Here is a 13,686-nt window from a genome sequence, read left to right as displayed (position 1 = left end):
GATGAATAAATATGCTGTTTGGGGAAACCCTATTTCACAAAGTAAATCACCTCGTATCCATCAACTTTTTGCACAGCAAACAGGTAAAAATATTGATTATTCAGCACAATTAGGTGATAGCACGCTTTTTAAACAGCAAATTTATGATTTCTTTCAACAAGGTGCAAAAGGCGCAAATATTACTGCACCATTTAAAGAAGAAGCGTTTCAATTAGCCGATTGCCATAGTGAAAGCTGTTTATTAGCAGAGGCTTGCAACACACTAAAATTGTTAGATAATGGAAATTTATATGCAGATAATACCGATGGAATGGGTTTGGTTATGGATTTGGAGCGCTTAGGATGGCTCACTGAAAATCAAAATATTCTTATTTTAGGAGCTGGAGGAGCAACAAAAGGCGTACTATATCCACTCTTAAATAGAAAGCAAACTATTACTCTCTATAACCGAACCTTAGCCAAAGCGGTGACATTAACACAAAAATTTGCAAAATTTGGGCATATTACAACCACTACTCTTGAGCAATTGAATCACCAATCTTTTGATTTAATTATTAATGCTACCTCATTGGGATTACAAGGAAAATATGTCCCACTACCATCTCATCTTTTGCAACATTCAAAAGTGTATGATATGCAATATGCTTCAAATATGAACACACCTTTTTTACACTATGCTATAAAAAATGGTGCAAAACAAGTTCAAGATGGTTTGGGAATGTTGGTAGGACAAGCTGCTTACTCCTTTTATTTATGGGAAAGTATAATGCCTGAAATCCCCCCTGTACTACAGCAACTCAAAATAGAAATTTAGTATCAAATTTTATTTCAATGGTTGATTTAAAAACAAACTGTTGATTTTGCATTCAACTAATACAAAAAAACGATTTTTTCATAAAAAAGTATTTGACGAATCCTGTTGAAATCAGCATAATACACCCCGCAAAGCCGATATGGTAATGTAATTTAAAAATAAAAATGGCTATGTAGCTCAGCTGGTTAGAGCACAACACTCATAATGTTGGGGTCACAAGTTCGAATCTCGTCATAGCCACCATTTTTATTTTCAAGTTGCGGAAGTGGCGAAATTGGTAGACGCACCAGATTTAGGTTCTGGCGCCGCAAGGTGTGTGGGTTCAAGTCCCTCCTTCCGCACCATTTTTCGGTTTGTGTTTTTAAGATTATTGGGGTATCGCCAAGCGGTAAGGCACTGGGTTTTGATCTCAGCATACCTAGGTTCGAATCCTAGTACCCCAGCCATCTTAATACTAATAAAACATTCAGGTAAACTAACTTTGGTTAGTTTTTTTCATTTTGGGGTATCGCCAAGCGGTAAGGCACTGGGTTTTGATCTCAGCATACCTAGGTTCGAATCCTAGTACCCCAGCCATTCTTTTTCCGTTTTCTTTTCTGCTATTTTTATTGAATTTTGACCTAATATTACTCATTAATACTTAAAATCTAAATTTTTACTTTACTGTTTAAAAAAACAGTATTACTATATATCCATACAGTGTTTTTATATGGATTTTGCTATGCTTACTCATTTAACTATTAATAATTTTGCTATTGTCCGCCAACTTAACCTTGCCTTAAGTGAAGGTATGTCCGTTATTACAGGTGAAACTGGAGCGGGTAAATCTATCGGTATTGATGCACTAGGGTTGTGCTTAGGCTATCGCTCTGAAAGTTCAATGATTCGTGATAAAGCAACAAAAGCAGATATTTCTGCTACCTTTTTAATGCAACAAAACAGCCCTGCCTTTTTATGGTTAAAAGAACACGAATTATTAGATGACGATAATCCTCAAGAGTGTATTCTACGTAGAATGATCAATAATGAAGGTCGTTCAAAAGCGTTTGTAAATAATCGTCCTTTACCTATTTCTCAATTACGAGAATTGGGGCAATACCTTATTCATCTTAATGGACAACACGCTCCACAATTATTACTAAAAAATGACTATCCGCTGGAAATTATTAATAATTATGCCAATATTAGCCCGTTGCTTACTCAAATGGAAAAACAATATGCCGAATGGAAAAAACTAAACAAAGCATTAAAATCTTATAAACAACGTTACCAAGAAAATTTGGCTCAAAAACAATTACTTCAATATCAAGTGGAAGAGCTTGATGAATTTGCCTTAAAAGAGAATGAATTTGAAGAGTTAGAGGAAAATTACAATCGCCTAGCTAATGCTGAACAACTTATTTCACTCTCACAAAACTCTCTTGAATTACTGACTGAAAATACAGAAATGAATATTGATTCAATGTTATATCAAACGATTCGATATTTAGACGAATTAATGGAAGTAGATGCTAGCTATAAACCTGCTCAAGAAATGTTAAATGAGGCACTTATTCAAATTCAAGAAGCCAGTGCTGATATACAATCCCTTGCCAATAATATTGAACAAGATCCTCAATTATTAAATGAATTAGAATCTCGAATCAGTAAAGCAATGGATCTTGCCCGTAAACATAACGTGACAACAAAAAGTTTATGGAAACATCATCAGCAGTTACAACAAGAGCTTCAGCAGTTCATCGATTTTGAAGAGAGTGAAGAACAACTCATCACAGATGAAAAGAACGCCTACCAAAAGTGTTTAAACCTAGCAGAACAGATTTACCAAAAGCGTTTAGAAGCAAGCCAAAAACTCTCAGAAAAGGTAACAAAACAAATTAAACAACTTGCGATGGAAAACAGCGAGTTCTTTATTGATGTACAACATAATCCTGAAAAACTTTCCAGTAATGGTGCTGATTACGTCGTCTTTAATTTACGCAGTAATTTAGGTCAACAACCACAACCCTTAGTTAAAATAGCGTCAGGAGGTGAACTGTCACGAATTTCATTAGCAGTACAAGTCTTAACAGCAAATAAACTTTCTACGCCAACCCTTATTTTTGATGAAGTTGATGTTGGCATCAGTGGTGCAACAGCCACTGCTGTTGGTCAACTACTCCGTAAACTTTCAAAAAAATGCCAAGTATTATGTGTGACCCATCTACCTCAAGTTGCAAGCTATGGTCATCACCACTTTAACGTAGAAAAATATGTCAAAGATGGGCAAACTGAAACCCAAATGAGTAATTTACGACCACAAGAGCGTATCACTGCATTGGCTCGTTTACTTGGAGGTAACAAAATTTCCGAAGCTGTCCTCGCCAACGCTAAAGAAATGTTAGAACTTGCTCAAGCATATGAGTAATCAACATATTAATACCTCTATCCTATGATAAACTGGTTAACTTAATCATAAATAAAAACGTGATCTAGATCATAATTTTATTTATGATTAATTGACTCCATTATTACTCATAATAAAATAAGAAAAACTTCAAAATGGCTTGTAATTTATATTATTTTAAGGGAACACTATGGCAGTGAGAAATATTTTAGATACTGTTGGCTCTTTGTATAATAGCTTAACAAAAACTGAAAAACGTATTGCAGAAAAATTGCTGAATATGCCAGAAGAGCTTAACCAATGCTCTCTATCTGAAATTGCCGAAAATTTATGTGTTGGAGAGGCTACCTTTATCCGTTTTTGCCGCACATTAGGGTTCAAAGGTTTCACTGACTTTAAATTAGCATTAGCCGTTGAGTTAGCAACAAGAACAAACAATCACTCTATTTTTGAAGAAGATATCTCAAGTGAGGATTCTTACCTTGAAATTGCAAAAAAATTACAGATCAGCATTACAAGAGTCACTGATAAAACCATCAGTTTATTGGACTTCCAAGAACTTGAAAAAGTAGTTCAAACATTGCTTCAAGCAAAAAGAATCTTTTTATTCGGTGTTGGCACCTCTGGATTAAGCGCTGAAGAAGCAAAAACTAAATTTATGAGAATTGGGCTTCAAGTGGATTCGATAACGAATAATCATTTTATGTATATGCAAGCAGCCTTAATGAATAAAAATGATGTCGTTATTGGTATCAGCCATTCAGGGTTCTCACAAGAAATTATTCAGGCACTTGAAATCGCAAAAAGAAATAAAGCACAAACAATTGCAATCACCCATAACTTACGCTCCCCTATCACAAAAGTTGCCGATTTAGTCTTAATCAATGGTAATAAACAAGGACAGTTACAAGGTGATTCTTTACGAACTAAAATTGCACAACTGTTTATACTTGATTTAATTTATACCCTGATTGTGAAAGAAGAAGAGAAAAAAGCAACAGCGAATAAACAAAAAACATTAGATGTAATTTCAGAACAACGTTTTAATTATAAATATTGAAAAATAAGGAAACTCTATGAGACTTATACCATTAGAAACAGCTGAGAATGTTAGTGAATGGACTGCAAAATATATTGTAAATCGCATCAATCAGTTTAATCCAACCGCAGACAAACCTTTTGTCTTAGGATTACCAACAGGTGGTACGCCACTTAAAACTTACAAAAAATTGATTGAATATTATCAAGCGGGAAAAGTTAGCTTTAAAAATGTTGTCACCTTTAATATGGATGAATATGTTGGCTTACCAAAAACACACCCTCAAAGCTATCATTACTTTATGTTTGAAAACTTTTTCAATCATATTGATATTGATCCTAAAAATGTTCATATTTTAGATGGAATGACACAAGATATTGAGAAAGAATGCCAAGACTATGAAGATAAGATCCAAGCTTACGGTAAAATTCATCTCTTTATGGGTGGCGTAGGCGTGGATGGACATATCGCTTTTAATGAACCAGCATCATCACTCTCTTCTCGTACCCGTATTAAGACACTGACTGAAGATACACTGATTGCTAACTCTCGTTTTTTTGATGATGATGTTAACAAGGTGCCTAAGTTTGCTCTAACCATTGGTGTAGGAACTTTACTAGATGCAGAAGAAGTGTTACTGCTTGTTACAGGTCATAATAAAGCACTTGCACTTCAGGCTTGTGTCGAAGGTCCGATTAATCATTTCTGGACTATTAGCAGCTTACAAATGCACAAAAACTCGGTGATTGTGTGTGACGAAGCAGCAACTCAAGAACTTAAAGTTAAAACAGTGAAATACTTTAAGCAACTTGAACAAAACGTTGCTCGCTAGCTCTATTCCACTTACAAAAAAGCCTTCTTTATTCTAAAAATAAAGAAGGCTTTCTTACATTTGGCATAGTAGACAAAATAGTTGGTAAAAAATGGGTTAAAGCTTTATATTACTGTGCTTTAGCCCACTTTTTTGAAAATGAATAAAAAACTTGTCCTTTTTGTCATAAAACGAATATTCACAAATATGGTACCCAAAATAATGTTCAACGTTATAAATGCTCTATTTGTAATAAAACTTTTACCTTCAAAAAATCCTTAAATTCAAGCCAAATTTGGCTAGATTACACAGAAGGTAAACAAACCTATAAGCAACTAGCAATTAAATATAATTGCTCTGTTAGAACTATTCAAAGATATGTTTTAAAAGCCCCTAAAACGCCATTAAATATCCCACAAAATAATAAATTGAACTTAATGATGGATACCACTTTCTTTGGTCGAAATTTTGGTGTTCTCGTTTTTATGGACACTTTATCAAAGAAGGTAATTTATCATCAAATTGTGACAACAGAAAAAAATCTTTATTATCTATTAGCAATGAATAAATTAAGAGAAAAAGGCTATATTATTCAATCTATTACTTGTGATGGAAGACGAGGATTATTAAGAGATTTTTTAAATACGCCTGCACAACTTTGCCAATTTCATCAAATAGCAAATGTAATAAGGAAATTAACAAGGAACCCTAAATCTGAAGCGGGAAAAGAGCTAAAAATATTAGTTAAAACATTAAAAAATAGCTCTAAAAACGAGTTCTATATTAATTTACATTATTGGTATTTAAAACATAAAGAATATTTAAATGAACGCTCCGATAAAATAAATGAAAAGGGTAAATATCCTTTTAAACATCGTAATATAAGAAGTGCTTACAGGAGCTTAAAATATAATATGGATTATTTATTTACTTTTGAAAAATATCCTGAATTAAATATAGAAAAAACAACAAATAGGCTTGAAAGTTTATTTGGAGAACTTAAACGAAAACTATCTAATCATAATGGTTTAACCAAATACCATAAGATTATGTTTATAAAAGATTTTCTAAATAAAAGGAGTTGGTAATTATTTATAAAATAATAAAAACCAACTCATTTGTCTACTATGGGCATAGCTCCTCAAAATTACCAACTATTTTGTCTACTATGCCTTACATTTAAACATAGAGTTATAGTTTACATTCCAACCACTAAACACTCTGCCACTTTTTTCGCTTTTTCCATCGCCTCTTTTGCAGCTTTACGATCCCCTAAAGGACCAACCATTACTCGATTCCAACCCGATTGTGTCACCACTTTCGCATCAAAACCTGCCATCGATAGCCTTGCATACATATTATCGGCTTGGTCTCTATTTTTAAAGGCTCCACATTGAATACCAAAACCAGCTGTTATGTGCTTCCTCTTACTTTCTGCCAATTTACGCTTTTCTAAAGCTAAATGCTCTGCTAACTCTTTCTCTTTCAATTTTTTCACTACTTTCTCATCAGTCTCTGACACCACAGTTTTAGGCTCTTCATCTTGCTGTTGCTGTTCTGCCAATTGCTGCTCTTCTAATTTTTTTTGCTCTAATTCAGCTAATTTTTTTTCTTCTAATAAAGTCTGTTGCTTCTTACTAAGCTGGGCACGTTCTGTCAGTGCTTTTTCACTGTCATCAATAGAAATTTCACGGTTTTGTAAATCACGAATATAACTGTACCCTTTCTCTGGATCACTTGGTAAGCTTGGTATAACTTCCGATTTAGTTGGTTTTTTTATACGCTCTACCGACTCCACAGGCGCTTTTTCTTTCAACACCCAAAGGAATGAAGCTGCAGACAGCAATACCGCAATTACTACCGCAATAATAATACTGGTATTGACATTACTTTTCTTCTTTGAAGGACGAACATAATCACGTTTTTGCACAAATAAACCCTATAAAATCACTCAACACTGCTCAAATTCTACTTTAAAAATAATCAATTGGCTAGGTTACTCAACCAAAATAGGGCTAAATGCCCTGTTTTTGTCAATTTTAACAGCTGGTTAATAATAACTAGCGGTACGATAATCGTCTAAATTTGCAAATTTTAAACTACATCATACCGCTATCTTCTTATTGAATAGCCTGAGCTATTTTAGTTTTCCCTTTAATATTACTCTTTGGAATAACAATTCCTTCTGGCGCATTTTCCAACGCGATACTAAGCACTTCATCGATCGTTTCTACAGGATAAATAGCTAATGCTTCTTTTGCATTATTGGGAATTTCCTCAAGGTCTTTCTCATTCTCTTTTGGAATAATCACTGTTTTAATGCCACCACGATGTGCCGCTAATAGTTTCTCTTTTAAACCACCAATAGGCAACACTTGTCCTCTTAGGTTGATCTCTCCTGTCATTGCAACATCAGCTCGCACAGGATTACCAGTAAGAGTAGATATCAAGGCAGTACACATTGCAATACCCGCACTTGGACCATCTTTTGGTGTTGCGCCATCAGGTACGTGAACGTGAATATCTCGTTTTTCATAGAAATCTGTTGCGATACCTAATCTTTCGGCACGAGAGCGTACAACAACCATTGCCGCTTGAATAGACTCTTTCATTACATCGCCTAAAGAGCCAGTAAATGAGAATTTACCTTTTCCTATTACAGAAGCAGTCTCAATGGTAAGTAAATCACCACCCACTTCTGTCCACGCCAGCCCTGTTACTTCACCAATGCGATTTTGAGTATCCATTTTTCCATAATCAAAACGTTTTACACCAAGGTATTCATCAAGATTACTTTCATTTACTGTAATTGATTTTAATTTTTTATCTAATACCAATGCTTTTACCGCTTTACGACAAATTTTGGCAATTTCACGTTCTAAATTACGTACCCCTGCTTCACGTGTGTAATAACGAATAATACCTAAAATAGCACTGTCTTCAATATCTAACTCTGCTGCCTTTAAGCCGTTATTGTTTTTTTGCTTTTCAACCAAATGTTTTCTAGCAATATTCATTTTTTCATCTTCGGTATAGCCTGAAAGACGAATTACTTCCATTCTATCTAAAAGTGCAGGTGGGATATTCATCGAATTTGAGGTTGCAACGAACATCACATCAGATAAATCGTAATCCACTTCTAAATAGTGGTCATTAAAGGCTTTATTCTGCTCTGGATCTAACACTTCTAATAACGCAGAAGCTGGGTCTCCTCGCATATCCTGTGCCATTTTATCGATTTCATCCAGTAAAAAGAGTGGGTTTTTTACCCCTACTTTTGCCATTTTTTGAATTAATTGTCCTGGCATTGAACCGATATAGGTACGGCGATGTCCTCGAATCTCTGCTTCATCACGTACACCACCTAACGCCATACGTATATATTTACGCCCAGTGGCATTTGCGACAGACTGTCCAAGAGAGGTTTTGCCCACACCTGGAGGCCCTACCAAACAAAGAATTGGGCCTTTTAATTTATTCAAACGGGTTTGTACCGCTAAATATTCTAAAATTCGCTCTTTCACACGCTCTAAACCGTGATGATCTTTATCTAACACCTCTTGTGCTTTTTGCAAATTTTTCTTCACAACTGACCGCTTGCTCCACGGCACTTGCAATAACCAATCAATATAGCCACGTACTACCGTTGCTTCAGCAGAACCTTGAGGCATCAATTTTAATTTTTTTAACTCACTTTCTGCTTTTTCTTTAGCTTCAGTGGGCATTTTTGCCTCTGCAATTTTTTGCTTAAGCTGCTCTAATTCAGACTCTTCCTGATCTTCACCATTACCTAACTCTTTCTGAATCGCTTTAATTTGCTCATTCAAATAGTAATCACGTTGATTCTTTTCCATTTGCTGTTTAACACGATTACGAATACGACTTTCCGTTTCTAATGTATCTAACTCTGTCGCCATAACAATTAATAGCGCCTCAAAACGTGCAACTAAGTTAACTTCTTTTAACAACTCTTGCTTTTTCGTTGTAGAAGCAATGAGATTTGCTGCCATCGTATCTGCTAAACGTTCTTCAAAAGTAATCTTTTGTAGCTTTGGTAGAATCTCAGATGGAATTTTTTTATTATTTTTTACATAATTTTCAAACTCAGCTAAAACTGTTCTGACTACTGCCTTCAATTCATTATCATCGTCTTGATAATCAGATACGAGTGGTTCAACATTAGCGAAAAAGCCGACTTCACTATCGGTAACCTTTTTAATTTTTGCTCTTTGTTTCCCTTCCACCAATACTTTTACTGTACCATCGGGTAAATTTAACATCTGAATAATATTTGCTACGACACCAATATCATAAATATCATCAGTAGTAGGATCTTCATTATTTGGGTCTTTTTGTGTCACCAAAAACAGCTGCTTATTATTATCCATTGCAGCTTGTAAACTTTGAATTGATTTTTCTCGACCGACAAAAAGTGGCATTACCATAAATGGAAACACCACAACATCTCTTAATGGAAGAAGAGGTAAATCAATACTTTTTTTATTTGTTGTCATAAATTAAACTCTTTTTAAAATAGGAATAGATCTATTATGGGGATAGACTTTAAGAATCTCAAGTAAAAAATGATGAATTGCTACGGTTTAGTAATATTTATAGACTAAGGTGCAGAGGCTAATACTGATCATCACAACCATTAAAACAATAGCATAAGGCGGAATACGACGTGTTTCCTCCCAATCTCTTAAAGGCTTTCCTAAAATCGGATGGTTGAACAACCACGAATGAAACCGTTCTGAACTGCGAGAAAAACAGATTAATGCTACCAATAAGAAGGGAGTCGTAGGCATTAAAGGGACGACAATTCCAATTACGCCCAAACCAACAAAAAACCAGCCTGCAACAAACAGTGCCGAGTTTTTAATACTAAATTTATCCATTTGTTATTTATTCCTATTATCACAATTATAAAATAATATGTAAATTGTATCATTAAGCGGTCACATTTCATCAAAAATTTACACATTTTATCCAAACAACTTATCCATTTCCTCTATCATCACTTTACTCGGCTTATCAAAAAACACACCGTTTTGTGCATTTCCGTTCATTCCACGTAAAAAAAGATAAGCTACTCCGCCAAAATTTTTTTCATAGTCATAATTGGGCAAGCGTAGTTTTAAATAGCGATGAATAGCCAAAGTATAAAGTAAATATTGTAAATCGTAACGGTATTGCCCCATCGCTTTTTCTAGATTTAAAGAGGAATAGTCTTCTATAAAATGTCCTAAAAAGTTAGATTTGTAATCAAAAATATAAAATTTATCTTCAATTTTAGCGACACAATCAATAAAACCTCTTACAAAACCGTTTAATTGAGGTAAAGATAAGTCTGGTAAATGGTTTAACTTAGCATATTTTTTAATTAATTTATTTAACTCACTCAACGCATAAGTATTTTCTAATCTTAAATAAAAAGGAAGCTCATTTAGTCGTTGAGTATTAGGGATGTTGTTTAAGCGGTTTCCACATTGGATTATGGGTGTTGCTAAAATAGTTTCAAACCATTGTGCAGTTGGTGCAATCCATTCTTCACCTAAGTTTAATTGTTCACAAAGATGCTGAATACTTTTTAAATCAATAGGTTGAGTAAAATCACAATATTCAAAAAATTTATGTAGTACATTTCCTACTTTAGTACTATGTGGAAATTTAAAAGGGGAATAATCTGCGATATTTTCATTTTCAAAAGGATTAATAAATACCGTTTGATAATCATAATCCTGCCCTGTTTCATTTTGTTCATTCTGCTGTTCTTGCTTCCATTGGCTATAATTATGTAAAGCCGTAAAACTGGTTAAGCGTCCATCATAAGTAATTTTACGATTAAAGGATTTCGCTTCTAAGTTGAGATATTCCCTTTGTTTTGGAGACCAATCACTAGAAGCAAGTACTTGCTCACTTGGCTTAGCAAGCTGTTTTTTTTCTAATAATTTATCTGTTGCAATTAAATTGATATCTGTTGTATTTTCGCCAATTTCGCCTTCAGTTAATAAATACGCCATTGCATTCCAACCTTTACCTTTAAATTGTTGTGGTAAGATGAAATTAACTTGATACTCTGCCCTTGTAATTGCAACGTATAAAAGGCGTAGTTCCTCTGCAAAAGACTCCTTATTCATCGCTTTTTTCACTTCATCAGAAGAATGCCCTAGACTCCACTTTAATTGATTATATTGATCACGATATAGTACGGCGCCTTTTTCCCCATTGGAAAGTTCTCCTAAAAACGGTAACCATACAATAGGATACTGTAATCCTTTAGAACCATGAAAAGTCACAATTTTGACTAATTTTTGTTCTGATTCTAAACGCAATACTTGTTCTTCTTGATTATAATCTGCACTTTCTAATTGCATTTCATACCAACGTACTAAAGCCGATTCATTCTCCAATGTTGCCATTGCATTTTGTAATAGCTCTGCCAAATGTAACAAATTGGTAATTTTACGATCTGCATTATCTGTTGTACGTAATCTCGCAATCAGTTTTTCATACATAAAAATATGATGTAACATTGGCAAAATCCCTTGTTTTACCCATATTTTTTTATAGTCAGTAAATTTTTCTAACCACTGATCCCACGCTTTTTCATCATTTTTTAATTGAACAAGTTCACTTGCACTTAAAAGCCATAAATCCGTTCCCAAACTGGCTAAAATAGCCTGTTGATTATTTGGATGTAAACAAGCACGTAATAAAAACAATAAATGTTTTGCTTCTTGTGTTTGATAAACACTATTTTTTTCAGAAAGATAAACAGATTGAATATTTAGTTCTTTCAATGCCTGTTTTATTCTCTCTGCTTGTGAAAAACTTCTGACTAATACAGCAATATCTTGAGATTGAAGCGGTAACATTTGTTGATCTTTTTGCAAAAATAACGTTCCCTCTTCTGCCATTTTTAATTGTTGCTGAATCTCTTTTGCACAGAGTTTGGCACATTCATCCAGTTTATAATTATCTTCTAATAAATAACGAATCGATGACTGCCCTTGTAACGCTATCTTTTTATGATCAAATTCTACAGCTTCAAATTGAATATCCGTATAAATAAATGGACTCAGGTTGTTATTAAAATTAAACAAACGATTCGTTTCCTCCACCACATTAGGTAGAGAGCGCCAGTTTTTGTTCAATGTCGTCTGTTCATCAGCCTGATTTGCGGCTTTTAGATAAGTAAAAATATCCGCTCCACGAAATTTATAAATAGATTGCTTTGGATCGCCAATCATTATAAACCCTTGATTTTGTATATTTTTATCCATAAAAATGGCATTAAAAACCTGATATTGTGCAAGGTTAGTATCTTGAAATTCATCAATCATCGCAAAAGGATAAAGTTGGCGAATTTGTGTGGCAAGTTTCTGCCCTTTTTCACTTTGCAATGCACTGTTTAATTCATTAGTAAAATCACTAAAATTACGTTCTTTATGGGTATTTTTATATGTCACTAGTTTTTGACGTAATGCAAATAAAAACTTAAGTTCTAAAATCGTTTTTTGCTGCTTAATTAAGGGTTCAAATTCTTGTTGATAAGCGGTGAGATATTGTTCATTTTTTGCAAAAATGATATTTTGAAGAGGCGTTTTTCCCTTTGCTGTTTTTTCATTGATATAAAACTGACAAAAACGCTCAAAACAGTTTGGAATATCATTTCTCGTTGAATTTGCCCATTGATTAAGTTCTGCAAACCAAGCTTCAATCCAACGCACTTGATAAGAACGCCCATTTAAAGATTTTTTATTGCCCTTCTCTAAATCAGAATAAATAAGTTTGGAAACTTCCTCATTGGTGGCTTGCCAATATTGCTTCACTTCTTTTAAAAAGGTTTTATATCGCAATAAGATAGCATTTAAGTCACCGCTCAAAAGCGCTTTTTGTTCTTTTGATAATTCAGGAAGCTCATCGCTTAATTGTGATCGGCTATGTTTTAAAATACTTTGTGGAGAGTGTAAATGGGTTAAAATAAACTCGGCTTCAGCCTCCGTTGAGTGATAAAATAACTCTCGCCAAGTGTCTTCGCTTAAACGTTTTAATAGTTCGGTTTCATCGGCTTGTAACTCAATATCAAATCGCATTCCAGAATCAAACGCAAAATTGGTTAATATTTTTTGACAAAAGCTATCAATAGTAAAAATACTCGCCACATCAATTTCTTGCTCTGCAATCCGTAAACGCAACAATGCAGAGGCTAAATGAGGCTCTACATTTTGATAAAGTTGAAATAAAAAAGTATCTTTTGTTAACGCCTCACACTCTCCTATTTCATTATATTGTTGAAAATAAAGTGAAATTTCCGCCACTCTCACACGAATACGATCTCGTAACTCTTGTGTCGCAGCACGAGTAAAAGTAACCACAAGAATTTGCTCCACCGTTAAAGGCTTGCAACCCACACCGAGCAATAATCTAAGATAAAGATTCACCATTGTGTAAGTTTTACCCGTACCAGCAGAAGCCTCAATTAAAGCCACTTTATTTAAAGGAAGAGAAATAGGATCAAGCGTTTTCATAAGTAACCATTTTTATTCAATAAGCGGTATCATTTTATAGAAAATTTGCAAATTTTTATAGGGAAATGACCGCTAAAAATCAAAAACCTCACTTAATTTTTT

The 13,686-nt window shown here is 34.1% G+C and carries 8 protein-coding genes, 4 tRNA genes and 1 pseudogene; 9 read left to right on the top strand and 4 right to left on the bottom strand.

The window, feature by feature from the left end:
* Position 1 precedes the first annotated feature (1 nt).
* From aroE to A6B44_RS02080, 9 genes and pseudogenes are all read left to right on the top strand, one after another.
* Entirely contained in the window at positions 2-814 is an 813-nt protein-coding gene (gene aroE / locus A6B44_RS02120; protein ID WP_090922494.1) for a shikimate dehydrogenase, read from the top strand.
* Between the two features lie 166 nt (positions 815-980).
* Positions 981-1,057: transfer RNA gene (locus tag A6B44_RS02115), tRNA-Met, on the top strand.
* A 16-nt stretch (positions 1,058-1,073) separates the two neighbouring features.
* Positions 1,074-1,158 (top strand) — tRNA-Leu (locus A6B44_RS02110).
* Positions 1,159-1,185: 27 nt separating this feature from the next.
* A tRNA-Gln gene (locus A6B44_RS02105) sits at positions 1,186-1,260 on the top strand.
* Between the two features lie 55 nt (positions 1,261-1,315).
* Positions 1,316-1,390: transfer RNA gene (locus A6B44_RS02100), tRNA-Gln, on the top strand.
* 145 nt (positions 1,391-1,535) lie between these two features.
* Positions 1,536-3,221 carry a DNA repair protein RecN gene (gene recN / locus A6B44_RS02095; RefSeq protein WP_090922492.1) on the top strand — a complete coding sequence of 562 codons (1,686 nt, stop codon included), beginning with the start codon at positions 1,536-1,538 and terminating at the stop codon, positions 3,219-3,221.
* A 169-nt stretch (positions 3,222-3,390) separates the two neighbouring features.
* A complete protein-coding gene (locus A6B44_RS02090; RefSeq protein ID WP_090922490.1) occupies positions 3,391-4,260 on the top strand; it encodes a MurR/RpiR family transcriptional regulator in 870 nt (289 codons plus the stop codon).
* 16 nt (positions 4,261-4,276) lie between these two features.
* Entirely contained in the window at positions 4,277-5,071 is a 795-nt protein-coding gene (gene nagB / locus A6B44_RS02085) for a glucosamine-6-phosphate deaminase (protein WP_090922487.1), read from the top strand.
* 161 nt (positions 5,072-5,232) lie between these two features.
* Positions 5,233-6,138 (top strand): annotated as a pseudogene (locus A6B44_RS02080) (IS256 family transposase, variant Zn-binding type); the annotation flags it as partial.
* Positions 6,139-6,248: 110 nt separating this feature from the next.
* Here the strand turns inward: A6B44_RS02080 and A6B44_RS02075 are convergent.
* The 4 genes from A6B44_RS02075 to recB all read right to left on the bottom strand — a co-directional run bounded on the left by A6B44_RS02075 (position 6,249) and on the right by recB (position 13,584).
* A complete protein-coding gene (locus A6B44_RS02075; RefSeq protein ID WP_090923193.1) occupies positions 6,249-6,980 on the bottom strand; it encodes an SPOR domain-containing protein in 732 nt (243 codons plus the stop codon).
* 190 nt (positions 6,981-7,170) lie between these two features.
* Positions 7,171-9,564 (bottom strand): endopeptidase La, encoded by a 2,394-nt coding sequence (gene lon / locus A6B44_RS02070; RefSeq protein WP_090923195.1) that lies wholly within the window; start codon positions 9,562-9,564, stop codon positions 7,171-7,173.
* A gap of 87 nt (positions 9,565-9,651) precedes the next feature.
* Complete coding sequence (locus A6B44_RS02065) at positions 9,652-9,948, bottom strand: YbaN family protein (RefSeq protein ID WP_090923197.1); 297 nt, start codon at positions 9,946-9,948, stop codon at positions 9,652-9,654.
* Between the two features lie 87 nt (positions 9,949-10,035).
* Positions 10,036-13,584 carry an exodeoxyribonuclease V subunit beta gene (gene recB, locus A6B44_RS02060; protein ID WP_090923199.1) on the bottom strand — a complete coding sequence of 1,183 codons (3,549 nt, stop codon included), beginning with the start codon at positions 13,582-13,584 and terminating at the stop codon, positions 10,036-10,038.
* Between the last annotated feature and the right edge of the window lie 102 nt (positions 13,585-13,686).

The sequence above is a fragment of the Pasteurella skyensis genome (assembly GCF_013377295.1).
Lineage (GTDB): Bacteria > Pseudomonadota > Gammaproteobacteria > Enterobacterales > Pasteurellaceae > Phocoenobacter > Phocoenobacter skyensis.
The sequence above is the reverse complement of the archived record's forward strand: the minus strand, read 5'-3'. Positions and strand labels throughout refer to the sequence as shown.

Excerpts from the sequence above, each read along its gene's own strand:
- A6B44_RS02090 (WP_090922490.1), top strand. The coding sequence starts at position 3,391 with ATGGCAGTGAGAAATATTTTAGATACTGTTGGCTCTTTGTATAATAGC.
- lon (WP_090923195.1), bottom strand. The coding sequence starts at position 9,564 with ATGACAACAAATAAAAAAAGTATTGATTTACCTCTTCTTCCATTAAGA.
- recN (WP_090922492.1), top strand. The coding sequence starts at position 1,536 with ATGCTTACTCATTTAACTATTAATAATTTTGCTATTGTCCGCCAACTT.
- recB (WP_090923199.1), bottom strand. The coding sequence starts at position 13,584 with ATGAAAACGCTTGATCCTATTTCTCTTCCTTTAAATAAAGTGGCTTTA.
- A6B44_RS02065 (WP_090923197.1), bottom strand. The coding sequence starts at position 9,948 with ATGGATAAATTTAGTATTAAAAACTCGGCACTGTTTGTTGCAGGCTGG.
- nagB (WP_090922487.1), top strand. The coding sequence starts at position 4,277 with ATGAGACTTATACCATTAGAAACAGCTGAGAATGTTAGTGAATGGACT.
- aroE (WP_090922494.1), top strand. The coding sequence starts at position 2 with ATGAATAAATATGCTGTTTGGGGAAACCCTATTTCACAAAGTAAATCA.